Source organism: Deinococcus sp. KSM4-11, from assembly GCF_004801415.1.
Taxonomy (GTDB): Bacteria; Deinococcota; Deinococci; order Deinococcales; family Deinococcaceae; genus Deinococcus.
On record NZ_SSNX01000004.1, the window covers coordinates 190,117 to 215,502 of the forward strand.

26 protein-coding genes are annotated in these 25,386 nt (G+C 69.0%); 18 read left to right on the forward strand and 8 right to left on the reverse strand.

The window, feature by feature from the left end:
• Positions 1–19 precede the first annotated feature (19 nt).
• The 3 genes from E7T09_RS13190 to gabT all read left to right on the forward strand — a co-directional run bounded on the left by E7T09_RS13190 (position 20) and on the right by gabT (position 3,641).
• Positions 20–1,417, forward strand: a complete 1,398-nt coding sequence (locus tag E7T09_RS13190) for an ethanolamine ammonia-lyase subunit EutB (RefSeq protein WP_136389657.1) — start codon at positions 20–22, stop codon at positions 1,415–1,417.
• Entirely contained in the window at positions 1,414–2,205 is a 792-nt protein-coding gene (gene eutC, locus E7T09_RS13195; protein ID WP_136389658.1) for an ethanolamine ammonia-lyase subunit EutC, read from the forward strand. The genes E7T09_RS13190 and eutC overlap by 4 nt, the downstream gene beginning before the upstream one ends.
• 140 nt (positions 2,206–2,345) lie before the next feature.
• Positions 2,346–3,641, forward strand: a complete 1,296-nt coding sequence (gene gabT / locus E7T09_RS13200; RefSeq protein ID WP_136389659.1) for a 4-aminobutyrate--2-oxoglutarate transaminase — start codon at positions 2,346–2,348, stop codon at positions 3,639–3,641.
• A gap of 12 nt (positions 3,642–3,653) precedes the next feature.
• On the opposite strand, the gene E7T09_RS13205 is transcribed toward gabT, so the two are convergent.
• Positions 3,654–3,911: a hypothetical protein gene (locus E7T09_RS13205; RefSeq protein ID WP_136389660.1), complete on the reverse strand. Its 258-nt coding sequence runs from the start codon at positions 3,909–3,911 to the stop codon at positions 3,654–3,656.
• Positions 3,912–3,961: 50 nt separating this feature from the next.
• Here E7T09_RS13205 and E7T09_RS13210 point away from each other — a divergent pair, with 50 nt between their 5' ends.
• The 8 genes from E7T09_RS13210 to yidC all read left to right on the forward strand — a co-directional run bounded on the left by E7T09_RS13210 (position 3,962) and on the right by yidC (position 11,793).
• Positions 3,962–5,323, forward strand: coding sequence for an aspartate aminotransferase family protein (locus tag E7T09_RS13210; protein WP_136389661.1), 1,362 nt, complete (start codon positions 3,962–3,964; stop codon positions 5,321–5,323).
• A complete protein-coding gene (locus E7T09_RS13215; protein ID WP_205747016.1) occupies positions 5,320–6,003 on the forward strand; it encodes a nitrilase in 684 nt (227 codons plus the stop codon). Before E7T09_RS13210 ends, E7T09_RS13215 begins: the two co-directional genes overlap by 4 nt.
• Positions 6,000–7,532 (forward strand): amidohydrolase, encoded by a 1,533-nt coding sequence (locus tag E7T09_RS13220; protein WP_136389662.1) that lies wholly within the window; start codon positions 6,000–6,002, stop codon positions 7,530–7,532. The genes E7T09_RS13215 and E7T09_RS13220 overlap by 4 nt, the downstream gene beginning before the upstream one ends.
• A gap of 44 nt (positions 7,533–7,576) precedes the next feature.
• A complete protein-coding gene (locus E7T09_RS13225) occupies positions 7,577–9,025 on the forward strand; it encodes an NAD-dependent succinate-semialdehyde dehydrogenase (RefSeq protein WP_136389663.1) in 1,449 nt (482 codons plus the stop codon).
• A gap of 222 nt (positions 9,026–9,247) precedes the next feature.
• Positions 9,248–9,391: a 50S ribosomal protein L34 gene (rpmH, locus tag E7T09_RS13230; protein WP_136389664.1), complete on the forward strand. Its 144-nt coding sequence runs from the start codon at positions 9,248–9,250 to the stop codon at positions 9,389–9,391.
• Positions 9,392–9,479: 88 nt separating this feature from the next.
• On the forward strand, positions 9,480–9,905 hold the full coding sequence (rnpA, locus tag E7T09_RS13235) for a ribonuclease P protein component (RefSeq protein WP_136389823.1): 426 nt from the start codon (positions 9,480–9,482) through the stop codon (positions 9,903–9,905).
• Positions 9,902–10,165, forward strand: coding sequence for a membrane protein insertion efficiency factor YidD (yidD, locus tag E7T09_RS13240; RefSeq protein WP_136389665.1), 264 nt, complete (start codon positions 9,902–9,904; stop codon positions 10,163–10,165). Before rnpA ends, yidD begins: the two co-directional genes overlap by 4 nt.
• Positions 10,162–11,793, forward strand: a complete 1,632-nt coding sequence (gene yidC / locus E7T09_RS13245) for a membrane protein insertase YidC (protein ID WP_168734842.1) — start codon at positions 10,162–10,164, stop codon at positions 11,791–11,793. The genes yidD and yidC overlap by 4 nt, the downstream gene beginning before the upstream one ends.
• Here yidC and E7T09_RS13250 read toward each other — a convergent pair.
• The 4 genes from E7T09_RS13250 to pdhA form a co-directional block, all read right to left on the reverse strand.
• Positions 11,756–12,646 carry a polysaccharide deacetylase family protein gene (locus tag E7T09_RS13250; RefSeq protein WP_136389666.1) on the reverse strand — a complete coding sequence of 297 codons (891 nt, stop codon included), beginning with the start codon at positions 12,644–12,646 and terminating at the stop codon, positions 11,756–11,758. The genes yidC and E7T09_RS13250 overlap by 38 nt on opposite strands.
• A gap of 57 nt (positions 12,647–12,703) precedes the next feature.
• Entirely contained in the window at positions 12,704–13,942 is a 1,239-nt protein-coding gene (locus tag E7T09_RS13255; protein WP_240741783.1) for a C39 family peptidase, read from the reverse strand.
• A gap of 74 nt (positions 13,943–14,016) precedes the next feature.
• Positions 14,017–14,982 (reverse strand): alpha-ketoacid dehydrogenase subunit beta, encoded by a 966-nt coding sequence (locus E7T09_RS13260; RefSeq protein ID WP_205747020.1) that lies wholly within the window; start codon positions 14,980–14,982, stop codon positions 14,017–14,019.
• Between the two features lie 32 nt (positions 14,983–15,014).
• The gene (gene pdhA, locus E7T09_RS13265; protein WP_240741796.1) at positions 15,015–16,064 is read right to left on the reverse strand and encodes a pyruvate dehydrogenase (acetyl-transferring) E1 component subunit alpha; all 1,050 of its coding nucleotides are present in this window, start codon (positions 16,062–16,064) and stop codon (positions 15,015–15,017) included.
• Positions 16,065–16,468: 404 nt separating this feature from the next.
• On the opposite strand from pdhA, the gene rlmB reads away from it, so the two are divergent.
• Both rlmB and E7T09_RS13275 read left to right on the forward strand, forming a co-directional pair.
• Positions 16,469–17,179 carry a 23S rRNA (guanosine(2251)-2'-O)-methyltransferase RlmB gene (gene rlmB / locus E7T09_RS13270; protein ID WP_136389670.1) on the forward strand — a complete coding sequence of 237 codons (711 nt, stop codon included), beginning with the start codon at positions 16,469–16,471 and terminating at the stop codon, positions 17,177–17,179.
• A complete protein-coding gene (locus E7T09_RS13275) occupies positions 17,176–18,087 on the forward strand; it encodes an aldose 1-epimerase (RefSeq protein WP_136389671.1) in 912 nt (303 codons plus the stop codon). The genes rlmB and E7T09_RS13275 overlap by 4 nt, the downstream gene beginning before the upstream one ends.
• Here the strand turns inward: E7T09_RS13275 and E7T09_RS13280 are convergent.
• Together E7T09_RS13280 and E7T09_RS13285 are read right to left on the reverse strand one after the other, a co-directional pair.
• Complete coding sequence (locus E7T09_RS13280; protein WP_136389672.1) at positions 18,065–18,316, reverse strand: hypothetical protein; 252 nt, start codon at positions 18,314–18,316, stop codon at positions 18,065–18,067. The two genes, E7T09_RS13275 and E7T09_RS13280, sit on opposite strands and share 23 nt — an antisense overlap.
• Positions 18,317–18,372: 56 nt before the next feature.
• Positions 18,373–19,434 (reverse strand): S1C family serine protease, encoded by a 1,062-nt coding sequence (locus E7T09_RS13285; protein ID WP_136389673.1) that lies wholly within the window; start codon positions 19,432–19,434, stop codon positions 18,373–18,375.
• 70 nt (positions 19,435–19,504) lie between these two features.
• Here E7T09_RS13285 and E7T09_RS13290 point away from each other — a divergent pair, with 70 nt between their 5' ends.
• Together E7T09_RS13290 and E7T09_RS13295 are read left to right on the forward strand one after the other, a co-directional pair.
• Positions 19,505–19,975: an EVE domain-containing protein gene (locus E7T09_RS13290; protein WP_136389674.1), complete on the forward strand. Its 471-nt coding sequence runs from the start codon at positions 19,505–19,507 to the stop codon at positions 19,973–19,975.
• Positions 19,959–20,459: a GNAT family N-acetyltransferase gene (locus E7T09_RS13295; RefSeq protein ID WP_136389675.1), complete on the forward strand. Its 501-nt coding sequence runs from the start codon at positions 19,959–19,961 to the stop codon at positions 20,457–20,459. The genes E7T09_RS13290 and E7T09_RS13295 overlap by 17 nt, the downstream gene beginning before the upstream one ends.
• A gap of 257 nt (positions 20,460–20,716) precedes the next feature.
• Here the strand turns inward: E7T09_RS13295 and E7T09_RS13300 are convergent, their stop codons facing one another.
• Positions 20,717–21,175 (reverse strand): DIP1984 family protein, encoded by a 459-nt coding sequence (locus E7T09_RS13300; protein ID WP_136389676.1) that lies wholly within the window; start codon positions 21,173–21,175, stop codon positions 20,717–20,719.
• Positions 21,176–21,259: 84 nt separating this feature from the next.
• On the opposite strand from E7T09_RS13300, the gene E7T09_RS13305 reads away from it, so the two are divergent.
• The 3 genes from E7T09_RS13305 (at position 21,260) to E7T09_RS13315 (ending at position 25,317) form a co-directional block, all read left to right on the forward strand.
• Complete coding sequence (locus E7T09_RS13305; RefSeq protein WP_136389677.1) at positions 21,260–23,545, forward strand: endonuclease MutS2; 2,286 nt, start codon at positions 21,260–21,262, stop codon at positions 23,543–23,545.
• A 111-nt stretch (positions 23,546–23,656) separates the two neighbouring features.
• Positions 23,657–24,661: a hypothetical protein gene (locus E7T09_RS13310; RefSeq protein WP_136389678.1), complete on the forward strand. Its 1,005-nt coding sequence runs from the start codon at positions 23,657–23,659 to the stop codon at positions 24,659–24,661.
• 320 nt (positions 24,662–24,981) lie between these two features.
• A complete protein-coding gene (locus E7T09_RS13315) occupies positions 24,982–25,317 on the forward strand; it encodes an NADH-quinone oxidoreductase subunit A (protein ID WP_136389825.1) in 336 nt (111 codons plus the stop codon).
• Positions 25,318–25,386: the final 69 nt, after the last annotated feature.

Genomic DNA, 25,386 nt, shown 5'->3' on the forward strand with positions numbered 1-25,386 from the left:
CACCGCCCGAGGGTCTTCCATGTATCACGTCACATTGGGCCACACGCATTACTCGTTTCCTGACCTGAAAACGCTCCTGGGCCGGGCCAGCCCGCAGAAATCCGGGGATGAACTCGCAGGCCTGGCGGCCGGAAGCGCCGCCGAGCGCGAGGCGGCCCGCGCGGTGCTGGCCGACCTGCCCCTGCGGGCGTTTCTGGCCGACCTGCTGATTCCCTACGAGTCCGACGAGGTCACGCGCCTGATCGTGGATGGGCACGACGCGGCGGCATTCGCCCCCGTGGCGGGCCTGAGCGTGGGTGAATTCCGCGACTGGCTGCTGGGCGACCACGCCACGTCCGAACGCCTCACGGCCCTGGCGCCGGGCCTGATGCCGGAGATGGTCGCGGCGGTGGCCAAGCTCATGCGCAACCAGGATCTGGTGCTGGTCGCGTCGAAGGTCGAGGTGATCACGCGCCTGCGGAACACCATCGGCACGCGCGGCACCTTCAGCACGCGGCTCCAGCCGAACCATCCGACCGACGATCCGCGTGCCGTCCTGGCCAGCATGCTGGACGGCCTCAGCTATGGCGCGGGGGACGCGGTGATCGGCATCAATCCTGCGCTGGATTCCGTCGAGAGCTGCGCGGGCCTGCTGACTCTGCTGGACGAGTTCCGGCAGCGGACGGGTGTGCCCACCCAGAGCTGCGTGCTGACCCACGTGACGAACACCCTGCAGGCCATCGAACGGGGCGCGCCCGTCGATCTGGTGTTCCAGAGCGTGGCGGGCACCCAGGCGGCCAATGCGGGCTTCGGCATCGACCTCGCGCTGCTGGGGGAGGCGCATGCGGCGGCGCTGGAGCTGGAGCGCGGCGCCGCGTTTGCCGGCGGGCGGGGCGACAACGTCATGTACTTCGAGACCGGGCAGGGCAGCGCGCTCTCGGCCGGAGCGCACCACGGGGTCGATCAGGGCACGCTGGAGGCCCGCGCGTACGCGGTAGCGCGGCGGTTCCGGCCCCTGCTGGTGAACACGGTGGTCGGCTTCATCGGCCCGGAGTACCTGTACGACGGCAAGCAGATCATCCGCGCGGGTCTGGAGGATCACTTCTGCGGCAAGCTGCTGGGCCTGCCGATGGGCTGCGATCTCTGCTACACCAACCATGCCGAGGCCGACGGGGACGACATGGACGTGCTGCTGACCATGCTGGGTGGGGCGGGCGTGACCTTCATCATGGGTGTGCCCGGCGCGGACGACATCATGCTCAATTACCAGAGCACCAGCTTCCACGACGCGTGGTATGTCCGGCGGCTGTTCAACCGCCCGCCTGCACCGGAGTTTGCCGCGTGGCTGGACTCGGTGGGCATCACGCGCGGCGGAGCGCTGTCCAGACCGGAAGCCCGCCACGTCCACGCCCTGATGTCCGCCCTGGAGAAGCGGTGACCGGCGGGCGGGACGACGATCCCTGGGCCGTCCTGAAGGACTTCACGGACGCGCGCGTCGCGCAGGGCCGCACGGGCACGTCGCTGCCCACGCGGGAACTGCTGGCCTTCACGCAGGCCCACGCCGCCGCGCGGGACGCCGTGCACGATGTCGCCGACTTCGCGGGTCTGCGCGCTGCGCTGGAGGCGCTCGGGGAGACGGTGCTGGACGTGCGGAGCCGCGCCCCCGACCGGGCCACATACCTGCGCCGTCCGGATCTTGGCCGGACCCTGCACCCGGAATCCGTGACGGTATTGGCGAACGGGCACGCCGCACGCGCGGAACCGCTGTACATCGCGGTGATCGTGGCGGACGGCCTCTCGGCGGGCGCTCTGGCGCAGGTGGTTCCGGTGCTGTCCGCCTTGCTGCCCGCGCTCCGTTCCAGCGGCTTCGGCGTGGCGCCGATCACGCTCGCCATGCAGGCCCGCGTGGCGCTCGGGGACGGCGTGGCCCTGGCCCTCGGGGCCCGGCTGGCCCTGGTGCTGATCGGCGAACGCCCCGGTCTGAGCAGTCCGGACAGCCTGGGGGCGTACCTGACCTACGGGCCGCAGCCGGTGACACCGGACTCGGCGCGCAACTGCGTGTCCAATATCCGCCCGGCAGGCCTGGACGCGCGCACGGCGGCGTGGCGACTGCATCACCTGATCCTGGCGGCCCTGCGCCGCGAGCTGAGTGGCGTGGCCCTGAAAGACGAGAGCGGCGATCCTCCGCCGGACTTTGCTCCCCAGGCGCTGCCCCGGCACCCCTAGCGCTGGCCTCCAACAAAACCACCAGTTTCCTGTCGGTGGTCTCCGGGGTCGCCCTGGAATCCGGCAGGTAGGCTGGCCCGGTTATCCCCATCCTGCGTTCCCACACCCTGACGCTGCCCGAGTGGGCTCAAGGAGGCACCATGACCGTCACCACCACCCGCACCGAGGACCTCCTGGCCCTGCGGCACTCGGAAATCCCGCGCGGCATCAGCCTGGCGCACCCCATCGTGGCCGCCCGAGCCGAGGGCGTGCGCCTGTGGGATATAGAGGGCCGCGAGTACCACGACTGGATCGGCGGGATCGGCGTCCTGAACGTTGGTCACAACCATCCGGCGGTGGTGGCTGCCGTTCAGGCGCAACTCGCGGACTTCAGCCACACCTGCTTCCAGGTGACCCTGTATGAACCGTACCTGCGGCTCGCGCAGGGCCTGAACGCCCGGTTTCCCGGCGGTGTAAAGGCCAAGACCCTCTTCCTGAGCACCGGCGCGGAGGCCACCGAGAACGCCATCAAGATCGCCCGCGCGCACACGAACCGCCCGGCCGTGATCTCGTTCACGCACTCCTTCCACGGCCGCACCCTGATGGGCATGACCCTGACCGGCAAGAAGGCGTACTACGCGCAGAATTTCGGCCCCTTCGCGCCCGACGTGTACCACGCGCCCTTCCCGTACGAGTACCGGGGCACCAGCGTGCAGGCCGCGCTGGAGGGCCTGCAGGAACTGTTCCGCACCACGGTCGATCCGTCCAGGGTCGCCGCGATCATCCTGGAACCCGTGCTGGGCGAAGGCGGCTTCCTGCCTGCCCCGGTCGAATTCCTGAAGGCCCTGCGCCAGCTCTGTGACCAGCACGGCATCGTGTTCATCGCCGACGAGATCCAGAGCGGCGTGGGCCGCACCGGTGACTTCTGGGCCATCGAGGCCAGCGGCGTGAAGCCCGACCTGCTGTGTTTCGCCAAGAGCATCGGCGGCGGCCTGCCGATCAGCGGCGTGACCGGCAAGGCCGAGATCATGGACGCCCCGCAGACTGGCGGGCTCGGCGGCACCTACGCCGGCAATCCGCTGGCCTGCGCCGCCGGGCTGGCCGTGCTGGGCCTGTTCGAGGACGGCACGCTGCTGGAACACGCCCGGCACGTCGGCCAGCGCCTCCGCGCCGCCTTCACAGCCTTGCAGGGTGGCATCGCTGGAATAGGCGACGTGCGCGGCCAGGGCCCCATGATCGCCCTGGAATTCGTCAAAGACCGCGTGACCCGCGAGCCCGACCCCGAGATGGCCACACGCGTCGTTGAAGAGGCCCGCGACCGCGGCCTGCTGCTCCTCAAGGCCGGCATGTACGCCAACGTCATCCGCGTCCTCGTCCCCCTTACCGTCACCGACGACGAACTCACCGAGGGTCTGGAGAAGTTTGTGGGGGCGGTGCGGGCGGCTGGGGTCGCATAAGACACCTTGCACTCACTTCAGGCGAGGTACTTCTGATGGCTTGGATGTGTCAGCCGCCCGTGGAATCTCAAAGGTAGCCCTGGCAACGAGACCCGCCGCTTCCCTGCTCTCCACGCATTGAAAGAGCTGCACCGCGTGCTTCAGATCCATCAGTCCTGACCCTAGTTCCACCCAGGCGGCACGAATCGCTGAATGGATGTCTTTTCCCGCCGTTACCTGAGCTTTGAGAAAGTCCAACAGCTTCTCTTGCTCCTTGACCCGGTTGTGCATTCCACCACCGTAAAGACGATTTCCGCCCAAATCAATCCAAGGAGTTCACCATGCCGTATATCAAGCTGAACACGCCCATTCCCGGCCCGCAGTCCATTGCCCTCCAGAACCGCCGCGCCGACGCGGTCTCGCGCGGGCTGGGGCAGGCGAACGCGGTAGCAGTGGCATCGGCGCAGGGCTCGCTGGTCACCGACGTGGACGGCAATACCTTCGTGGATCTGGCGTGCGGCATCGGCATGATGGCCGTGGGGCACAACCACCCGAAGGTCGTGAAGGCCATTCAGGAACAGGCGGCGCAGGCGGTGCATCCGGGCGCGCTGGTCGTGAACTTCGAGGGCTACCCGGCGCTGGCCGAGCGCCTGAATTCGCTCACGCCAGGCGACTTCCCCAAAAAGACGCTGCTGGCGAACGGCGGAGCCGAGGCGGTGGAGAACGCCGTGAAGATCGCGCGGGCGTTCACGGGCCGGGCCGGGATCATCGTGTTCGAGGGCGCGTACCACGGGCGCACGAACCTGACGATGTCCATGACCAGCAAGTACGGGCTGTTCAAGAAGGGCTTCGGGCCGTTCGCGAGCGAGGTCTACCGCCTGCCCTTCCCGAATCCGTACCGTCCGCCGGTCGGGATGGACGCCGAGGCCTGGATCGACTGGTGCTGCTGGAACCTGGAGAACGCGCTGGTGGCGCAGATCGACGGCTCGGCGTTGGCGTGTATCGTGATCGAGCCGGTGATGGGCGAGGGCGGCTTCATTCCCACGCCCGCGAAGTTCCTGCGGAAGATCAGAGAAATCTGCGACCGCACGGGCGCGGTGATGATCGCCGATGAAATCCAGAGCGGCAGCGGGCGCACCGGGAAGATGTACGCCATCGAGCACTCGGGCGTGGTGCCGGATCTGGTCATCACGGCCAAGAGCCTCGGCGCAGGCGTGCCCGTGAGCGCCGTAACTGGCCGCGCGGAGATCATGGATGCTCCGCACCTGGGCGGCATCGGCAGCACGTACGGCGGCAGCCCCCTGGCGTGCGCGGCGGCCCTGGCGGTGCTGGACGTGCTGCACCAACCGGGCTTCATGGAGAACGCGAAGACCGTGGAGCGCGTGGTGCGCGAGGTCTGGGAACCGCTGCGCGGCGAGCTGCCCATCGGGGACATCCGGGGCATCGGCGCGATGATGGTCGTGGAGTTCGTGAAGGACACGCATACCAAGGAACCGTGGATGGAGGTGATCGCCAACGCCGTGCCGCTGGCCGTGAAGCGGGGCGTGCTGCTGATCCGCGCGGGCCTGTACTCCAACTGCATCCGCTTCCTGCCGGCGCTGGACATCCCCGAGGACATGCTGCGCGAGGCGCTCACCGCCGTGGCCGACGCGGTGAGCGAAGCCTACGCGGCGCTGCGCGAGCCGGAGGCCGTCAGCGCGTGACCGTCCTGCCGCGTTTCCTGGGCCGCGACGTGCTCGCCGCCCGCGCCGACGGGCGCTACGTGGTGGTGCAGGCCCGCGCCGATGACACCCCCGCCCTGGAGGCCGTGCAGCGCGCGTGCTTCCCGGATCTCTCCGAGGACGAGATCGCCACCGAACGGCACTTCCGCTCGCACCAGGCACACTTCCCGGACGGGCAACTCGCCGTGCTGGACGTGGAGTCCGGCGACCTCGTCGCGTCGAGCAGCGACCTGCGCATGGACGTGGATTTCGCGCACTACGCGCACCCGTACCTGGAGGAGACCGGTGACAACCTCTTCACCACGCACGACCCGCACGGCGAGTGGCTGTACGGCGCGGATATCGGCGTGCATCCCACCTGTCGCGGGCAGGGGCTAGCAACCCTGCTGTACGGAGCGCGGCATAACCTGATCCGCCGCCTGAACCTGCGCGGGCACATCGCCGGGGCGATGCCCAAGGGCTACGGCGCGGTGGCCGACGAGCTGAGCATCGAGCAGTACGTCATGGCGGTGATCCGGACTGAACGGTCGGACCCGGTGCTCAGCGTGCAACTCAGGCGCGGCTACGGCGTGTGGGGCATCATCCCGGACTATCTGGAGGACGACTCCTGCCGCAATTACGGCGTGTGCATCGTGTGGCGCAACCGGGCCTACCGGTCATGAGCACGCTGTACCACGGCGGTTCCATTCATCCCTGGGCCGATGCCCGGGCGGTGGAGGCCCTGCTGGTGCGGGACGGGCGCGTGGTGGCGGCCGGGCCGCTGGATGGTCTGGACGTCCGGGGTGCGACCCGCGTCGATCTGGGCGGCGCACATGCCTTCCCCGGCTTCACGGACGCACATGTGCATGTCTGGAAGGTGGGGCAGCTCCGCACCACGCTGCTCGATCTGCGGGAGGCGACGTCGCTGGACGATCTGGCCGGGCGGGTGGCGGCGAGGCACGCGGCACTCCCGGAAGGAGCGTGGCTGTGGGGACGCGGCTGGAACGAGGCCCGGCTGGGCGGTGCACCCACGCGCGATCTGCTTGACCGCCTCGCGCCCGGCCGTCCGGTGCTGCTGACCCGCACCTGCGCCCACATCCACGCGGTGAACACGCCCGCCCTGGAACTTGCTGGAATCCAGGCCGACACGCCCGCTCCGGCTGGGGGGGAGATCGACTTCGGGCGCGGCATCCTCACCGAGACGGCATATGGCCTCGTGTACGGCGCGATGCCGGAACCCACCCAGGCGCAGTTCGAGACGTGGATTCTGGCGGGGCTGGACTCCCTGAAGGCGCTGGGCTACTCGGCCGTGACCGACCCGGCCGTCGATCCACCCCTGTACGCCGCCTACCGGGCGCTGGACGCGGCGGGCCACCTGCCGATCCGCGTGAACCTGCTGTCCATCCGCCGCCCGGACGGCGGGGCGGCCACGTACCCTCTGCCGGACAGGCATCAATCGCCCATGCTGCGCTGCGACAGCGTCAAATTCTTCGCGGACGGCGGCCTGAGCGGCGCGACGGCGGCGGTCAGCGTGCCGTTCAAGGGCACGGGCACGCGGGGTGTGCTGCGCTTCGACACGGATGAGCTGTACGCCCTGGCCTGCGAGGCGCACACGGCAGGCTTCCGCATCGGCACGCACGCCATCGGGGACGTGGCCCTCACGCAGGTGCTGGGCGTGTACCAGCGGCTGGCTCGGGAGTATCCCGGTGGCCCCAGGCACCGCATTGAGCACTTCGGCCTGCCGAACGCGGAGCACCTGCGTCTGGCCCGCGCCCTGAACGTGATCGTCGTGCCGCAACCGGTCTTCCTGCACGAGCTGCGTGCCAATTACGACCGGTACGTCCCGGACGCGCTGGCCGGGCAGGTGTTCCCGCTGCGGGCCATGTTCGACGCGGGCCTGGACGTGGCCTTCTCGTCCGACGGCCCAGTGGTGCGCGAACTGCGGCCCATGAGCGGGCTGGCGGCCGCGGTGGCTGAACCCTACGTGCCGGGGCAGGCAGTCACACTCCCGCAGGCGCTCGGGGCGTACACGCGCGGCGGGGCGGTCGCGCACGGTGACGGGCACGAGCGCGGCACGCTGGCATCCGGAAAACACGCCGATCTCACCATCATCGAGGGAAATCTCTTCGACACTGAGCCTCATTCCTGGCCGGACATCCCGGTGCGCGGCGGCGTCCTGGCAGACGTGACCGCCGAATCCGAACCCGCCTGACGCCCCTGTTCCATCCGCTCTGCCCGACGCTTCCTGGAGGCCCCATGACCACCCTGCTCAACGATCCCGTCACCCGCTCCAAGGCCTATTTCGATGGCGAGTGGCGCAGCGCCCCGAAGACCTTCGAGGTCATCCACCCCGGCAACAGTCAGACCATCGGCTCGGTGGCCGACTGCACCGCCGACGATGCCCGCCGCGCCATCGACGCCGCCGAGGTCGCCCTGCAGGAGTGGCGGAAGGTCAACCCGTACAGGCGCGGGCAGATCCTCCGGAAGTGGCACGACCTGATGTTCGAGCACAAGGAACAGCTGGCCCGCCTGATGACGCTGGAGATGGGCAAACCCATCACCGAGACACGCGGCGAGGTGCACTACGCGGCCAGTTTCATCGAGTGGTGCTCCGAGGAGGCCAGTCGCATCGGCGGCGAGCGGGTGCCGTCGCGCTTCGACCACAAGCGCGGGTTTACCAGCAGCGAGCCGGTCGGCATCGTGTACGCCGTGACCCCCTGGAACTTCCCGGCCGGGATGATCACCCGCAAGGCCGCGCCGGCCCTGGCTGCCGGCTGCGTCATGATCCTCAAGCCCGCCGAGCAGAGCCCCATGACGGCGCTGTACCTCGCGGAACTGTGGCTCCAGGCGGGCGGCCCCGCCAATACCCTGCAGGTGCTGCCCACCAACGACGCCCCGGCCTTCAGCGTGCCCTTCATGGACGACCCGCGGGTGCGCAAACTGACCTTCACGGGTTCGACTGCCGTGGGCCGCCTGCTGTACGGGCAGGCCGCGAAGACCATCAAGCGCGTGTCGCTGGAACTCGGCGGGCACGCCCCCTTCCTGATCTTCGCGGACGCCGACCTGGAGAAGGCCGCGCGGGAGGTCATGAACAGCAAGTTCCGCAACGCCGGCCAGACCTGTATCTCCACCAACCGGGTGTACGTGCAGCGCGAGGTCGCGCCGGAGTTCACGGCCGTCCTCTCCAGGCTCACGGGCGACCTCGTGCTCGGCGATCCGCTGCTCGACAGCACCGGCGTCGGCCCGGTCGTCGAGCAGGCCGGACTGGACAAGGTGCGCGCCCAGGTGGACGACGCCATTTCACGCGGCGCGACCGCGACCGTCGGCGGCCACGTTCGGGACGGGCTGTACTTCCAGCCCACCGTCCTCACGGACGTCCACCCGGACTCGCTGATCCTGCGCGAGGAAACCTTCGGTCCGGTGGCCCCCGTCGTCGTGTTCGACACCGAGGAAGAGGGCTTGGCCCTGGCGAACGCCAGCGAGTACGGCCTCGCCGCGTACGCCTACACCCGCGACCTGGGCCGCGCCTTCCGCGTCGCCGAGGGCCTGGAATACGGCATCGTCGGCATCAACGACGGGGGTCCCAGTGCCGCCGCGCCCCAGATGCCCTTCGGCGGCATGAAGAACAGCGGCGTCGGCCGCGAGGGCGGGCACTGGGGCCTCGACGAGTACCTGGAGACGAAGTACATCAGCATGGGAATCTGAGGCGACAGGTGCCGCCATCGGATCGCTCACGCCGGCGCAGCGGCGCGGCGCTGGCCGATCCACGGCGTCTCCTGTTCGCCCTGCGCTCTGCGCCCACCCACTTGGCCCTTCCCGCGCGGGCGTGATACACTCCCGGAGTTTGCCCCGAAACGGGGCGCCGCGTGAAGTCGGCCGGTCAGGGCAGCAGTGCCGGCCGCCACGCCGCGAGCAAGGAGAGCAGAGATGAAGCGTACCTACCAGCCCAACGTCCGCAAGCGGGCCAAGACCCACGGTTTCCGCGCCCGCATGAAGACCAAGTCCGGCCGCAACATCCTGGCGCGTCGCCGTGCCAAGGGCCGTCACCAGCTGACCGTCAGCGACGAGTAAGCTCCACACCCCGGAGCGGCATATTTCCCAGTCCCCGACCCCCAGCGCCACGCAGGAACGGCCCCGCCGTCCGGTGGCGCTGGATTCGTTGCGTGGCGACCGGGAGTTCCGCAAGGTGCGCACACACGGCGTCGCCGTGCGTGACCCGCTGTTCACGCTGCGGGTCACGGAGTACCGTCCCCGCTACGGTGAGACGTGGCGACCCCGCGCGATCATCGGGATTGTCGTGGCGAAAAAGACCCTGAAACGCGCCGTGGATCGTAACCGCGTCCGCCGCCGCATACGCGAGGCGCTGCGGACGCTGCCGGGCGGCCTGCCCCCCTGCCGGGCGATTCTGCTGCCCAACCCGGGCGTGCTCAGTGCCGACTTCGCGCAGGTGCAGGCGGCGCTGGCCCGCGCGCTGGCCCGGGCGCCGGGGCGCGTGAAGGCGAAGGGCGGGAACTCCGGAGCCGCGCGGCCCGTACCTGCTCCCGTGACCATTGCCCCCTCTCCGGACGCTGGCGGGACGACATGAGCCTCGCTGCGCGCGGTCTGGTGAAGGTCGTCCGTTACTACCAGCACGAGCTTTCCCCCCGGAAACCCGTGCCCACCTGCCGGTTCACGCCGACCTGCTCGGAGTATGCTGCCCAGGCCATCGAGAAGCACGGGGCGCTGCGGGGCGGCTGGCTGGCCGCGTGGCGCATCGTGCGCTGCAATCCGCTGGTACCGGGCGGCTTCGACCCGGTGCCGGAGCACTTTCCCTCGCAGCTTCACCCCAACAAGAGAACCCCATGAAGACAAAACACCTGCTCCCTCTGACCGCCCTGGCTGCGGCCCTGCTCCTCACGGGCTGCGGCAATACCGGCCCCCTTCCCACCTTCGGCAAGGCCATCACGCCCGAGTGGATCACCGCCGACTTCGACGGCCAGCCCGGCGACGAGTTCATCGCGACCAGCAACCTGCAGGACGTGGTCTTCAACGCCCGCGGCGAGATCATCGCGTGGTACATCAAGCAGTCGGCCGGCACGCCGTACATCAAGAAGGTGAACGGCGCCTGGGACTTCAGCGGCCTGAAGAACCAGCGGGTCATGCCGAACATGGTGGGCGAGATTGTCGCGCAGGGCGCCACCCCGACCTTCCCGGCCAGCCGCCATGCCTTCGCCCTGAAGGGGGGCGCGCTCGATCCGGCCCAGGCCGCCGAGACGACCGCCCCGGCACTGAAGACCGATCTGCCCGCCAACCGGCTGGACGCGGTGTTCAAGTACACGCAGGGCGGCGTGGGCGTCACCAAGACCGTCACGCTGCACCCCCGCAACTTCAAGATCGACGTCAAGACTGACGTGACGGGCGGCCCCGCGCAGGTGGCCATGCAGTTCCCCGGCCTGGGCAAGGCCGACAACCCGCGCGTGCAGGCGTACGCGGTGGGCGGCGCGGCACCCGTCGCCGTGCAGGGAGCCGGTACCCAGGCCGTGAAGAACGTGCAGTACGCGGCCCTGCAGGAGAACCCCAGCCAGGTCGCGCACGCCCTGATCATCCGGCCTGGGTCCGGCACCACGCTGGACGCCACCCTGACCGGCGGCCCCCAGGGCCTGATCAGCGCCACGCTGCCCGCCAGCAGCAACCTGGAAGTGTACGGCGGCAAGAACGAACTGATCCACCTGTACCAGAGCGGCTACACGACCCTGCCGGGCCTGTTCAAGCCGAACATCTTCGGGCAGATCAGCCTGCTGATCGTGAAGCTGATGGAACAGATCTACAAGGTCATCGGCAACTGGGGCCTGGTGCTAATGGTGCTGACGGTGCTGCTGCGCCTGGTGATGTGGCCGCTGATGCAGGCGCAGGGCCGCACGACCGCCCGTATGCAGGTCATGCAGCCGAAGATCAAGGAGATCCAGGAGAAGTACAAGGAGCGCAAGGACGCCGACTCGCAGAAGGCCATGCAGGCCGAGATGGGGCAGCTGTACAAGGACTACAACTTCAACCCGGCCGGGTGCTTCTCGACCTTCATTCCCTTCCCGGTCCTGATCGCGCTCTGGTCCACCATCCGCAACTTCGAGTTCGACTCGGGCTTCCTGTGGCTGCCGGATCTGGCCGTGCCCGATCCCTTCTACATCCTGGCCGTCATCTACCTGATCGTGAACGTCGCGCAGCTGTACGTCATGACGCGCAAGAACCCGGACATGTTCCGGCAGCAGGCCATGATCTACATCGTGTTCCTGTACTTCGCGCTGACCTTCCCAGCGGGCGTGACCATCTACATCATCCTGTCCACCCTGATCGGCATCGGGCAGCAGATCCTGATCAACCGGCAGGTGGCGGCCGAGACGGCGACCATCGGCGTGCGGGTCGAGAAGACCCCCACACGGCAGATGGCCCGCGCGAACGCTAAGGCCGCGAAGACCATCGACGCGCCCAAGAAGTAAGCCGTTCCCACGCGCTTCCCAGTGGAGGCCCGGCCAGTGCCGTGGCCTCCGCTTCTTTCTTGGACATCTGTGTGGGCACCGATGCAGGCGCAGACGGCCCTGCGGCACTTGCGCTCCCGTTTCCCAGCAATTCCCGCACCGTGACGAGGCGGTAGCCTTCCCGCCGCAGGCCGGCGATGATGCCGGGGAGCGCCAGCGCCGTGGCTGGCGCGTGCCCGCCGCTGACGTGCAGCACGACGATGCTGCCATCCTGCACGCGGCCCAGCGTCTGCCGGACGATCACCGCCGGATTGCTCTGGTTCACGTCCCCCCCGATCACGTCCCAGTGCACGACCTGAAGGTGTGCGGCCTGTGCGAGCTGCACGTCGGCCGCCGTGGCGCAGCCGCCAGGAAAGCGGAAGTACTGCGGCGTGTCCCCGGTCGCCTGGGCGATCGCCCGCTGCGAGCGCAGGATGTCCGGCCCCTTGGCAGTCGGGGCGATGGCCGCCAGTCCGTAGCACGGCTGCGAGAAGCCCGGATGGTCGTAACTGTGATCCTCGACCTCGAACAGCGGATTGTGCGCCAGCGCCCACGCCGAGGCCGCATACACCTGCGACCACATGCCAGTCAGGAAGAAGGTCGCGGGCACCTGTGCGCGCTCCAGCACACGGACGACCGCCTCATTGTCGAAGGTCAGGACGCGCCCGGAGCGCAGTTCCTGCTCCATGCCGGGCGTCATGTCCGCGTCGAAGGTCAGGGCCACCTCCCGGACGGTGCGCGGCCCGTGGGTGATCACGCCGGGTGCATCCAGCGAGGGCCGGACGGCGAGAGCTGAACTGGACAGAGTCAACGCCGCGAGCAGGACGGACTTCATGCCCGAAGTGTGAAAGCCCCGGATCACGGCCAGATGGAGGCGGTGCCCGGTGGGGGTTTATAGGGAGTCGAGCCCGGCCCGCGCCGCCGCGAACTCGGGCCGCAGGCGCAGCGCAGCGCGGTATTCGGCCTGGGCTTCGGCGCTGCGGCCCAGCCCGGCCAACGCCCGCGCCCGCCAGTAATGGGCTTCCTCGTGGCGGGGCACGGAACGCAGCACCGCGCCCGTCAGGGCCAGCACCTTGCCGTACTGTCCGGTGCGCGTGTACGCCTCCAGGGGGCCGAATTCATACCACAGGGTGCGCCACGGCAGGCCGCCCTGCACCCACGCCGGGCGGGTCGGGTCGAGCGTCCGGTCAGGCTGGGCGGCCAGGGCCTGATCAAAGGCCCGCGCCGCACCAATGGCGTCGCCCTGATCGAGCCGGGCTTGCCCCAGATTCGAGTACGACATGGCATCCCCTATGCGGTCGGCCTCGGCCTGGGCCACGCGCAGGGCCTCGGTTCTGGCGGTGGCCGGATCGGCGTGAGAACCCAGCACCGCTCGCATCTGCGCGGTTTTTTCCAGCGGGGTCACCACCAGGAAGGTGCGACCGAACGCCCGCCACATCCCGTCGAACGTCGTGTAGTCCAGCTTCAGCGGCCCCAGGTACGAGTCCAGGGCGCTGAACTGCTGCGCCGCGTCGTCGTAACCGGTCAGCAGGCGGTAGTGCCCCATGCCGCCCGAGTCGTGCGTGATGAACCACGTCTCCACGATCACCGGAAAGCCCGCGGCCAGCAGGCCACGCAGCAGGGTGCGGTCGCCGCCGCGCGCCAGGTGCACGTCCATGCCCCGTGACCGAGCGTATCTGGCCAGTTCGTCCGGCGACACGTTCACGTCCCCCACACTGGGCTTCAGCTTCGGCGCGATGTCGTACTGCGTGAGCTGGCTGCCCCAGCGGTTCAGGGCCATGCCAATGGTGACCGGCCCGCAGTTGTTCATACGCTGGTACTCGTGCCGGATGCCGGAGATGGTCGCGTGCGTGGGCACTGGGGGAGTGGAAGCAGGCGTCACGTCGGGCGGGGTTACATTGGGCGCCGTCGGCTCCACTGAGGCAGGCTCCGTGGTCGGCACGGCCGGGATGGACGCGTCCGGCGCAGCGCTGACCGGTTCAGGAGCGGGGGCGGTGGTGACGGGAACCTCCGGCTCTATTTGTGCAGTGGCCGCCACCACTGGTGCGCCGCGTTTTGCCTGCAACAAACCCACGCCGAACGCGGCCCCTACGAGCAGGCCGGCCGTCAGCAGCAGGGCAGGAAGACGCATTCCTGTCATCGTCCCTGCCCTTCATGATCCGCTGCTGAGTGAGAACCGTCGTTCAGGCCACGCTCTACGCCACCTCAGTACCCCATGACCGCCTTGATGGCCCGCGCCACGCGCACGGGGTTCGGGCGGTACATGTCCTCCACGGCGGTGAAGGGCGGATAGGGCGCGTCGAAGCCGGTCACGCGCACGATCGGGGCGCGCAGGTGCTCGATGGCCTCCTCGGCGATCACGGCGCTGATCTCGCTGTGGAATCCGGCAGTGCGGGGCGCCTCCGTAACCACCACCACGCGTCCGGTCTTCTCGACGCTGGCCAGCACGGTCTCAGTGTCCATCGGCACCAGGGTGCGCAGGTCGATGACCTCCACGCCGATCCCGGCCGCCCTGGCGGCGGCAGCGGCCTTCTGCACGACCTCGACCATGCCGCCGTAGCAGATGACGGTCACGTCGTCGCCCGGCGTAACGATCCGCGCCTGACCCAGCGGAATCCGGATGTCGCCTTCCGGCACGTCTTCCTTCACGCTGCGGTAGAGCTTGATAGCCTCGAAGAAGAACACCGGATCGGGGTCGTCGATGGCGCTCAGCAGCAGGCCCTTGGCGTCGGCCGGCGTACTGGGAATCACGACCTTCACGCCGGGCACGTGCGCCAGAATCGCCTCGGGGCTGTCGGCGTGCTGCTCGGGCGTGTGTACCCCGCCGCCGTACGGGGCACGGATCACCATGGGCAGGTGGTAGCGGCTGCGCGTGCGGTGCCGATACCGGCCCAGGTGCGACAGGATCTGGTCGAGCGCCGGGTACAGGAAGCCCGCGAACTGGATTTCCGCGACCGGCTTCAGGCCCGCCAGTCCCATGCCGATGCCCATGCCCACGAGTCCCGCTTCGGCCAGCGGCGTATCGAAGACGCGCGCCTCTCCGTACTTCGCCTGGAGGCCGTCAGTAGCGCGGAACACGCCGCCCATGAGACCAACGTCCTCCCCGAAGATGTGCACGGTGTCGTCAAGGCCCAGGGCCACGTCCAGCGCGTCGTTGATGGCGGCGACCATGGTCATGGTTCTCGTGGCCGGAAGGGTGGCGGTCACGGTCGGGCCTCCAGGGCGCGCTGCTCGGCGGTGATCTGCTCGCGCTGTCGTCTGAGCTGCGGCGTAGGTTCCGCGAAGACGTGGTCGAGAATTTCCTCGGGTGTCGGTTCGGGGTACCCGTCCGCCTCGGCCAGGGCGGCCTCGAACTCGGCGGCGATGTCGGCCAGCAGGGCAGTCTCGTCGGCATCGGTCAGCAGCCCCTCACTGAACAGGTGCGTCCGGAGCCGCAGCACCGGGTCTCTGGCATCCCAGCCAGCGTTGTCAGCGTCGGTACGGTAACGGGTCGGATCGTCGGCGGTCGTGTGGGGCTTCACGCGGTATGTGACCGTCTCGATCAGCGTGGGGCCGCCGCCGCTGCGGGCGCGTTCCACCGCCTCGCGCGTCACGTGGTAGGTCGCCAGGGCGTCGTTGCCGTCCACGCGCACGCCGGGAATGCCGTAGCCATCGGCCCGGCGCGACAGGTTCGTGGCCTTCGTCTGGTGGCGGGTGGGCACGGAAATCGCCCAGCCGTTGTTCTGGAGGATGAACACGCAGGGGGCATTCAGCGCGCCCGCGAAGTTCAGCGCCTCGTGGAAGTCCCCCTCGCTGCTGCCCCCATCCCCGATGTACGCCATGGCGATGTTCCGGGTGCCCAGCCGCCGCTCGGCCAGCGCCGCGCCGACTGCCTGCGGGTACTGCGTGGCGATGGGAATGTAGAAGGGCAGCACCTTGAGGTCGTCGGGCATGTGCCAGCCGTGTGGCGAGGTGCGCCAGTACGCGATGGCCCGCGCGATCGGCAGGCCCAGCGTGAGTGCCGCACCCGTGTCGCGGTAGGTCGGGAACAGCCAGTCGGCCCGGGTCAGTGCGGCGGCCGTGCCAACCTGGCTGGCCTCCATGCCGCCGTAGGGGGGGAACACGCCCAGGCGGCCCTGGCGGTACAGCACCCAGCCGCGCTCGTCGAAATGCCGCGCGCGGCGCATCTGGCGGTACAGGCCCAGGCGGGTTTCGATGTCCGGCAGCAGCTCCGGTTGGGTGACCGTGCCGTCGGGCGCGACGATCTGAACCATGTCCTCGGCAGCCTGCGCTGCCTCGTAGGCGCTGCGGGCCGCGTGGTATGCGGCGTCCGTGGCTTCGGACTCGCGCGGTGGAGGGTCGGATAAAGGTGTGGTCATGGGAGCTCCTGTGCGGCGGGGTCGGGATCGCGGGGCGGGGTCCGGACAGCGCGTCAGGGCGCGCGGCGCTGGTTCAGCAACCGGCGTGGTGGAGCAGAGGCGGGGCGCGGCATCTTCGGCATATCGCAGAGGGCGGGCGGGTGCCCGGAATGGAGATGCTTTCAGCGTAGCAGCGGGACGGCACGGAACCAAACGGGCGGTTCGTTCCTGGAGACCCCCCGGCGCACCTGGTTCTCCGGATCCACTTCCGTCTGCTCTGGCCCAGGGTGCTCTGTCCAGGGCGGGGTACACTGCCCGATATGTTGTTGTATGGGCGCAATCCGGTGCTGGAAGCACTGAAAGACGGTCGTGTGACCGAGGTGCTGGTCGCCAGGGGCGTCGAGGAAACGTTTGTCCGGGAACTCAAGGAGCTGGGCGTGTTCGTGCGCTTCGCGCCCCGCATCGAACTCGACCAGCTCGCGGGAACCACCGCGCACCAGGGCGTCATGGCCGAGGTGGACGACCTCGCGTGGGCCACGGTGGATGACATCCTCGACCGGGCCGACCAGCGCGGCGAGCCGCTGGTGATCGTGCTGCTCGATGGAATCACTGACCCCCGCAACTTCGGCGCGATCATCCGCAGCGCGGAGGTGCTGGGCGCGCACGGCGTGGTCGTCGAGGAACGTCGCAGCGCGCCGCTGTCGCCCGTCGTGGCGAAAACGGCCGCCGGGGCCACTTCTTTCCTGCCGGTCGCGCAGACGAAGAACCTCCCGCGCCTGATCGACCAGCTCAAGGAAGATGCCGTGTGGGTCTACGGCGCCGCTGGCGAGGCCGCCCAGCCCGTCGGCAAGGTGGATTTCTCCGGTAAGGTCGCCCTGGTGATCGGCGCGGAGGGCGAGGGTTTGCGCCGCCTGGTGCGCGAGAAGTGCGACGTGCTGGTCAGCATTCCCACGCGCGGGCAGGTGCAGAGCCTGAACGCCTCGGTGGCGGCGGGCATCCTGCTGTACGAAGTCACGCGGGGGCGCGCATGACCCCTCCTGAACGCCACTGGAGGGTAGAGACCATCTCCAGTGGCGCCCTGACCCTGGAGATCGTGCCGGAGGTCGGGGCGTCGGTGCTCAACCTGCGCGCCGCGTCGGGCCGCCCGGTCATGCGGCACGTGGAGCTGGCCGACGTGCAGACCAGTTCCCAGTGCGCGAGTTTCACGCTGCTGCCCTTCAGCAACCGCATCCGCGACGCGCGCTTTCCGTTCGGCGGGCACGACGTCCAGCTCAAGGTCACCACCAAGGATGGGCTGGCCCAGCACGGAGACGTCCGGAACCGCCCCTGGACGGTCACGCGGGTCACGGACGCCCACCTGCGCTGCGGGTTCGACTCGCGCACCTTCCCCGACCTGAACTGGCCGTGGGCCTTCACCGCCCAGGTGGACTACCTGCTGCACGGCCCGCACCTCGACACGAGCGTGACCCTCACCAACGCGGACACGACCGCGATGCCCGCCGGCATGGGCCTGCACCCGTATTTCACGCGTCAGGACGGCGATACCGACCCGACCGTGTGCTTCGACGCGGCCCTCGCCTACGACACGGATCACCGCTCGTTGCCCGTCGGCGCGGCCCGACCCCTCCACACCGACGAGGACTACCGCGTGCCCGCCCCGGTCGGCGACCGTACCATTGACCGCACCTATACGGCGTGGGACGGGGTGGCCCACCTGGCGTGGCCCGGCCGCGGCTTGACTCTCACCGCCGACAGCGCCTTCTCCCACCTGGTCGTGTTCACCGCGCCCGACGGCTCGCTGGCGCTGGAACCCACCAGTCACGCCACCGACGCCTTCAATCTGGCCGCCCAGGGGATCGGCGGCGTGGACATGCGCGTCCTGGCGCCCGGTCAAAGCCTCGCCGGGGCCGTCCGGGTCACGCTCGAAGGCCGCTGGTAAGCCCGGAACCGGCCGGATCGGACAGCGCCAGCAGCGCTCCCGCCCGGTCGCGCAACTCGAAGCCCGGCCGTTCCCGCGCCGCCAGCCAGCGCAGGGCGTCCAGCAGGTCATCCGTCTCGCGCAGCACTTCCGGCTGCGAGTCACCGATCCACAGCAGGCGGTACTCACGGGGCGCGGCGGGCCGCTCCCAGCGGCTGCCCTCGTCCTCTTTCACGAATGCGCGCGACATTCCCTCATCATCCGCGCTGCCCGTGGCGGGCGGATTTGCAGCGTGTGATGCCGCCTTCACTCGCGCAGATCGGGCACGCTGGACTTCGCCACCAGCACCACCGACGTCTCCTGCGCCACGCCACCGCGCACGTAGCCCAGGCGCACCGCCACCCCGATCCCGACCTTCCGGATCGCCGTGATGAACTCGTCGGCCCCACGCACCGGTCGGCCGTTCACGCTGGTGATGATGTCACCGAGCTCGACCAGATTCCCGTCGCGGTCAAGGCGGCTGCCACGCAGGCCCGCCCGGGCCGCCGGGCTGCCCTGGGCCACCCGCGACACCACCGCGCCGGGCGGGTCGGTCAGGCCGCTGTGCAGGTCGTCCAGCACCAGACCGACCACCGCCACGTCCTGTTTGCGCCCGTCCAGCAACCCCTGTACCAGGACATTCCCGGCGACGACCGGCACCGCGTAGCTGCGCCGCGTGCGTCCGGATTCGTCCACGCGGATGTAGCTGACCACCCCGATCGCCTGCCCGTTGCCGTCGATGATCGGCCCGCCGCTGTCGCCCGGCGCGAGGGGCGCGCTCATCTCCAGCGTGCCCTGTGGGAAGTCCGAGCGGCCCGCCGCCATGTCCAGGCCCAGCAATTGGCCCCGCCGCGCTTGCAGGAAGTCTCCGCCGCTGTTGCCGATAGCCAGCACGGTCTCGCCCACCCGGGGTGCCCGCGTCGTGAGTTTCAGGTACGGAAAGGGGCCGCGTCCCTCGATGCTCAGCAAGGCCACATCCGCCGCCGCGTTGAAGGCCGTGACGCGCGCCCGGTAGCTCTTGCCGTTCACGGTGCTCACCTGAAACAGCGTGCCGCTGCTCACCACGTGGTACGCGGTCATGACCTGCCCCTGCGCGCTGATGAAGAAGCCGGTGCCGATGCCCGCTGAGTTCCGCGCCGGATCGACGCTCTCCACCTGCACGGTCGCCGGACGGGACGCCTCGAACAGCGCCCGCGTCTGCGGCGGCAGCGAGTCCGGCAGGGTGCGCGTCGTGACCGGGGCCGCCTGGGCGTCCGGCTCTCGCGGTGGCAGCAGGTACGCGCCGAGCGCCAGCAGCAACAGAACGGGAAGCCAGGGTGACGCGCGCATCTCCCGAGGATAGAACCTGCCCGCGTGCCGCACGGTGGCGAAGGCACCAGCGGACGCTACGCTGATCTTCATGCAGCGGTGGCTTCTGAAATCCGAACCGGACGTGTTCGGGTACCCCGACCTGGAACGCGTGGGCCACGAACCGTGGAACGGCGTCCGCAACTACCAGGCGCGCAATAACCTGCGCGCCATGCACCTCGGCGACCTGTGCCTCTTCTACCACTCGAACGCGAAACCGAACGGCGTCGCCGGGGTGGCCCGCGTGAGCCGGGAAGCGCACCCGGACAACCTTCAGTTCGACCCGGCCAGTCCCTACCACGATCCGAAATCCCCGCCGGGCGACCCCCGCTGGAGCATGGTTGAGGTCGAGCCGGTGCGCGCCTTCCCCCGCCTGCTGACCCTGGACGACCTGCGCGCGCTGCCCGAGTGGGCCGATTCTCCCCTGACCCGCAAGGGGACACGCCTGAGCGTCCTGCCCGTCACGGACACGGAATTCCGTGCGGCGTTACGCGCCGTGGGCCTGGATGCCGATACGCTTTGACTCCCTGACGGTGGCCGACGTGCCCCGGCTGACCCGCTGGTTGCCGGAGCCACACGTCCGTGCCTTCTGGGACGACGGTGAACGCGACGAGGCCACCGTCTGCGACCACTCTTTCGCCCCGAACCGCGACGTGCCCGGCTTCATCTTCCGTGTGGACGGCCACCCTACCGGTTTTCTCCAGACCGAACGGATCGGGGAAGGGCATGAATTCCAGCCGTGGGCCATGCGCGCCGGGGAGACCTGGGCCATCGACCTGCTCATCGGGGAGGTCGAACAGACCGGGCGGGGGGTGGGGCCACAGGTTATCCGGGCGTTCATCGACAAGCTCCAGGGCGAACGTCCAGACTTGCACCGCAGTGTGATCGGCCCCGACGAACGCAACGAGCGCGCCATCCGTGCCTACGGGAAGGCCGGCTTCGAGAAGGTCGGCATGCTGGACGACGAGGCGGGACGGCGGGTCATCACGCGGCTGAACCGGAACTGAGGCCCCGTAGCCCAGGAAAAACCACCTCCGGAGAGGTGGGTGGAGGGGCGCGGCGTGCGTCGAGGCCGTGGTGGTGAGGGGTGAACGGTCTGGGTCAGGGGTGCTGGGTGCTGGGCGTTCCCTGTGAGGATCGGGGGTTGAACCCGAGACGCTGCCCCGACGTCAACCAGGAGGTGCAGCTTTATCCCCGCTGCGAGGTAGGCTTCCGCCCGCACGTGGCCCCTCCGCCCGTACTGTACCTTTCCACCCGCCCGAGCTCAGTCGCCCAGTTCCGTCAGCCAGTTGGTCTGCTGGATCTCGGCCTCCAGCTCGCGCCGCTGCTTGGCGAGGGCGTCCACCTGCGTCTGGAGGTCGCGGGCCGGAACGGCAGACAGGATCCGCACCTCGCTGTTGCTGTAGCGCGTCTGCCGTTCGGAAGCCGTGGCCGCCGCGCGGCGCAGCACCTTCAGGCGCAGGTCGAGCATGTCCCGGCGAGTCAGGGCGTCTGTCAGTGTCTGACCGCCCGGCAGGGTGGCCGCGAGGTTCGCCCGGTGGATGCGGGGCAACAGGGCCTCAAGCCGCTGGGCGACGTCCATGAATTCGTGGAGCAATTGCCGGGGCTCTTCGGGCGGCGCCTCGCCCTCCTGCACCAGCAGGTTCTTGACGATCCGCTCCTCAAGCTGGGCCGCGCGTTTTTGCAGGTCGGCGCGTTCGATCAGGGCCTCGGCGAGTTTCATGCATTCACGGTACCTTGTGAGCTTCGTTTCTAAGCCACTCGGCGCACGGTATTCGCCCAGGCGCGTTGTTATGCTTCACGCAAGATGTCCTTCGATTCGCGCGCCCTGTCTGCCCTGGATTTCCCCCGCGTCCGTGACGCCCTCGCCCAGCGGTGCGCGACGACGCTGGGCACCGAGCGGGCCGGGGCGCTGCAACCCTCGGACGATGGGGGCCGGATCGCGCGCGAACTGGACGAGGTGGAGGATGCGCTCTTCGGTGTGAGCCTGAGCCTGGGCGGCATTCAGGACATCCGTGACCTGCACGCGCGGGCACAGGAAGGCCGGGTGCTGTCCGGGCAGGAGCTGCTGAACGCGGCCTACTCGCTGGACGGCGCGATGACCGTGAAGCGGGCCATCGGCGCGAATTCGCGCGGGCCGCTCCGGGAGGTCGCCCTGGGCCTGGGCGATCACGCGGAACTGGTGCGCCGCGTGCTGGGTGCCCTCGACCGCGAGGGCGGCGTGCGAGACGAGGCGTCGCCGCACCTGCGCGACCTGCGCCGCCGGATTGAGCCGTTGCGGGGGCGCATCCGCGAACGCTTGGCAAGCACCCTGGAGAAGTGGGCCGACGTCCTGCAGGAGCACATCGTCACCATCCGCCGCGACCGCTACGTGCTGCCGGTACAGGCCAGCCGCGTGGGGCAGGTGCAGGGCATCATCGTGGACGCCTCCGCAACCGGGCAGACGTACTTCGTGGAGCCGGCCGCGATCACGCAGCTCAACAACGAACTGGCCCGCCTGATCCTCGACGAGGAGGCCGAGGTGCGCCGGATTCTGACCGAGCTGTCGGGCCTGCTCGCGCAGGACGGGGACGTGCCGATGACCCTCTCGACCATCGGGGAACTCGATCTGATCGCGTCGAAGGCGCGGCTGGCGCGGGACTGGCGGCTGAACCGCCCCGAGCCGTCGCCCGCCGGCGTGTACGACCTGCGCGAGGCGCGCCACCCGCTGATCGAGCATCCCGTGGCGAACGACATCGCGCTGGGCAGCACGAAACTGCTGCTGATCACTGGCCCGAACATGGGCGGCAAGACTGCGACCCTCAAGACCCTCGGCCTGGCCGTCCTGATGCACCAGTGCGGCCTGTACGTCCCGGCGGCAAGCGCGAAACTGCCCGTGGTGCAGGACGTGCTGGTGGACATCGGCGACGAGCAGAGCATCGAGGCGTCCCTGAGCACCTTCGCCAGTCACCTCAAGCACCTGCGCTACGTGCTGCGGCACGCGTCGCCAGACACGCTGGTGCTGGTCGACGAGTTGGGCAGCGGCACCGATCCGAACGAAGGCGCGGCCCTGTCGCAGGCGATCATCGAGACGCTGCTGTCCCAGGACGCGCGCGGCATCGTGACGTCGCACCTGTCGCCGCTGAAACTGTTCGCGCTGGAAACGCCGGGCCTGAAGAATGCCAGCATGGGCTTCGAGGTCGATACCCTCTCGCCCACGTACGTGTTGCAGGTGGGACAGCCGGGCCGCAGTTACGCACTGGCCATCGCGCAGCGCATGGGTCTGCCGGCCGATGTGCTGGAGCGTGCCACGGGCCTGCTCGGCGAGGACGCCGGGATCATGGAACGCATGCTGGAGGGCCTGGAACGCGAACGTGCCGACCTGGCCGGTCAGCTGGAGACCGCCACAACCGCCCGCAGGGAAGCCGAGGGCGAACTGGGCCGCGTGCGCCAGGAGCGTGAGACCCTCGAAACGCGCCGGGGCGAGATGCTTGCGGAGGCCGCGCAGAAGGCCGAGTCGCTGTACGCCGACGCCATTGAGCGCGTCCGGACCCTGCGGGCCAGGGCTCAGGAGGACGGCGCCCGTCCGCGCGTGATGCAGGAACTCCGCGAACTCCGCACCGCCGCGCAGAAGGCCCGGCCCGCTCCACCGGTGCGCGAGGAACGGGGCGATCCCATCCGCGTGGGCAGCCGCGTGGACGTGCCCGCCTACAACGCGGCCGGGCAGGTGCTGGAACTGCGGGGCGATGATCTGGTCGTGCAGCTTGGCGTGATGAAGGTCGGCGTGAAGCGCCGCGATGTGCGTGTTCAGCCGGAAGTGAAGGTGCCCGCCCTGCGCGGCAGTTTCGTGGGCCGCGCTCCCACCACCTTCCAGGCCGAGTTGCAGCTCCGGGGTCTGGGAGTTGAGGAAGCCGTGGAGGAGCTCCGCACCGCGATCCTGGAGGCCTCGGCGCTAAAGGAAAAACAGCTGCGCGTGGTGCACGGCAAGGGCCAGGGCGTCCTGCGCCGCCTGCTGCGCGAATACCTGAAGAACGACCGCAAGGTGGAATCCTTCCATGACGCGGAGCCCAACCAGGGCGGGCACGGCGTGACCATCGTGAACCTGCGCGCGTAATTCCCTGCACGGCGCGGCTCTGGAGCGTACTGGCCCGGCACTGTACTTAGCCCTGTGCACTCACCACATGTGACGCCACTGTGCCGGCGGGTCGGGTAGGGTGGGGCGGTCATGAGGTTGTTCCTTCGCCGCCCCGCTTCATCACGTCCATCCGTTCGTCGGCCCCTGGGCCGCCCCCTGACTGTTGCCGCGCTCGTCGCCGCGCTCTGGGCTCCGGTCGCGCAGGCGCAGTCGATTTTCCATCTGCCTTCCAACTACATGGGCCGCTTCGGCACCTCTGAGATCGCGTACACCACGGCGACCGGCTACGGCGTGCGGTACCTGCCACTGCCCACGGAACCCGACATCCGCCTGTCGATCGTGAAGCAGGCGAACTACTGGGAGATCAACGTCGGGAGCCGCGTGAACGACACGACCCTGGCCGGTGGTGTGTACTTCAACGGCTACACGGCCGCCGAGGGGATTCCTCGCATGGAATACACGCACAACTCCGACGTGGGCGTGCAGTACAGCGCGCTCGTCCAGGGAGAGGGCTTGCATTCGCATCTGTCCGGCGGCGACGCCTTCAGGATCATGCAGGGGCGCGTTCGCGTGCTGGGCACGCTGGGCGTGGCCGTCCAGGCGGAGACCGTGGCCCCGTACGGGCAGGCGGAGGTCAGCGGAGGCTTCAGCAAGACCTTCGGCGTGGTGAACGCGTACCTGGGCACGACGGCCCGCACCTACGTGTTTCCGGTTCAGGGGCAGGTTCAGGGCAGCGTGGATGTCTACCTGGCTGCCTCGGCCAGTCCGGTTCAGGGATTGACGCTGGCCGCGTCTCACTTCGAGCGCTACGTGGGGGGTACAGTGGCCATCCCGGACTTCGGCGTGTCCCGCTACGAGGAGACCAACCTGACGGCTCTGTACCGTTTCCCGAAACAGGATCGCCTGCTGGCGCCGGGAGCTGTTCGGGCGCGGGCGTCCCGTACCTGGACCTCCGGGTATACGTACGTGTGGCTCGATACCTTGTTCGACGTGCGCGGCCTGCCGAGCCTGGTGGGGCCGGGCGTGGGCTACCAGTTCGGGCCGGGCGGCACCGATAGTCGCTGGCTCTTTACCCTCATCACGCTGGGCCGCTGAGGAACTGGACGGCTGTCTCTGGACGCTCATCCGACGTGGCCTGTGGGGCCCGCTGCGGCGGGGGTGGATGATCGCGGTCTGGCCTTCCAGACTGACCGCCAGACCCGTTGCTGGGTCGGGTGGGTGCGTGTGCGCGCGCGGTTCCGGGTTGGAATCGTGATAAAACTGGGGAGTACCTCAGTCTGTCCGTCCGCCTATGTCGTCTGGCCCCCTCTCTTTTTTTCAACTCTCTCGTGCTCTTTTTCACGAGTAGGTGTGGAAGCGGGAGCACCGGGGGAGAAAGGGGAAAGATCATCGAACAGTACGCGAACTTTGTGATCATGCTGCTCGTCGCCCTGGGAATCGGCGTGCTCGCCGTGGTCGTCAGCGCCATCCTGGGGCCCAAGAAAGCCACCCGCGTCAAGCTCATGGCCTACGAGAGCGGCAACGACCCCGAACACGGCGGCGTGGGCACCGGTCAGCGCTTCCCGGTGCACTTCTACCTGGTGGCCATGCTGTTCATCGTCTTCGATATCGAGACGGCGTTCTTCTACCCGCTCGCAGTGGCCTACCAGCACCTCGTCCCCTTCGCGTTCCTGGAAGCCGTGACCTTCGTGCTCCTGCTCCTGGTCGGGTACGTGTACGTGCTGAAAAAGAAGGTGCTCGAATGGGCCTGAGAATGGGGATTCCGGCGGCAAATCAAGAAAGAGATGGTGCCGCCCCCGATCCTGCGGCCCCCCCGACCG

Coding starts and splice junctions, on each gene's coding strand:
- E7T09_RS13305 (WP_136389677.1), top strand. CDS start 21,260: ATGTCCTTCGATTCGCGCGCCCTGTCTGCCCTGGATTTCCCCCGCGTC.
- rlmB (WP_136389670.1), top strand. CDS start 16,469: ATGTTGTTGTATGGGCGCAATCCGGTGCTGGAAGCACTGAAAGACGGT.
- E7T09_RS13260 (WP_205747020.1), bottom strand. CDS start 14,982: ATGGTCGCCGCCATCAACGACGCGCTGGACGTGGCCCTGGGCCTTGAC.
- E7T09_RS13280 (WP_136389672.1), bottom strand. CDS start 18,316: ATGTCGCGCGCATTCGTGAAAGAGGACGAGGGCAGCCGCTGGGAGCGG.
- E7T09_RS13205 (WP_136389660.1), bottom strand. CDS start 3,911: ATGCACAACCGGGTCAAGGAGCAAGAGAAGCTGTTGGACTTTCTCAAA.
- gabT (WP_136389659.1), top strand. CDS start 2,346: ATGACCGTCACCACCACCCGCACCGAGGACCTCCTGGCCCTGCGGCAC.
- yidC (WP_168734842.1), top strand. CDS start 10,162: ATGAAGACAAAACACCTGCTCCCTCTGACCGCCCTGGCTGCGGCCCTG.
- rpmH (WP_136389664.1), top strand. CDS start 9,248: ATGAAGCGTACCTACCAGCCCAACGTCCGCAAGCGGGCCAAGACCCAC.
- E7T09_RS13275 (WP_136389671.1), top strand. CDS start 17,176: ATGACCCCTCCTGAACGCCACTGGAGGGTAGAGACCATCTCCAGTGGC.
- E7T09_RS13255 (WP_240741783.1), bottom strand. CDS start 13,942: ATGCGTCTTCCTGCCCTGCTGCTGACGGCCGGCCTGCTCGTAGGGGCC.
- E7T09_RS13295 (WP_136389675.1), top strand. CDS start 19,959: ATGCCGATACGCTTTGACTCCCTGACGGTGGCCGACGTGCCCCGGCTG.
- E7T09_RS13220 (WP_136389662.1), top strand. CDS start 6,000: ATGAGCACGCTGTACCACGGCGGTTCCATTCATCCCTGGGCCGATGCC.
- E7T09_RS13290 (WP_136389674.1), top strand. CDS start 19,505: ATGCAGCGGTGGCTTCTGAAATCCGAACCGGACGTGTTCGGGTACCCC.
- E7T09_RS13310 (WP_136389678.1), top strand. CDS start 23,657: ATGAGGTTGTTCCTTCGCCGCCCCGCTTCATCACGTCCATCCGTTCGT.
- E7T09_RS13225 (WP_136389663.1), top strand. CDS start 7,577: ATGACCACCCTGCTCAACGATCCCGTCACCCGCTCCAAGGCCTATTTC.
- E7T09_RS13315 (WP_136389825.1), top strand. CDS start 24,982: ATGCTGCTCGTCGCCCTGGGAATCGGCGTGCTCGCCGTGGTCGTCAGC.
- E7T09_RS13210 (WP_136389661.1), top strand. CDS start 3,962: ATGCCGTATATCAAGCTGAACACGCCCATTCCCGGCCCGCAGTCCATT.
- E7T09_RS13300 (WP_136389676.1), bottom strand. CDS start 21,175: ATGAAACTCGCCGAGGCCCTGATCGAACGCGCCGACCTGCAAAAACGC.
- pdhA (WP_240741796.1), bottom strand. CDS start 16,064: ATGGTTCAGATCGTCGCGCCCGACGGCACGGTCACCCAACCGGAGCTG.
- E7T09_RS13250 (WP_136389666.1), bottom strand. CDS start 12,646: ATGAAGTCCGTCCTGCTCGCGGCGTTGACTCTGTCCAGTTCAGCTCTC.
- E7T09_RS13190 (WP_136389657.1), top strand. CDS start 20: ATGTATCACGTCACATTGGGCCACACGCATTACTCGTTTCCTGACCTG.
- yidD (WP_136389665.1), top strand. CDS start 9,902: ATGAGCCTCGCTGCGCGCGGTCTGGTGAAGGTCGTCCGTTACTACCAG.
- E7T09_RS13285 (WP_136389673.1), bottom strand. CDS start 19,434: ATGCGCGCGTCACCCTGGCTTCCCGTTCTGTTGCTGCTGGCGCTCGGC.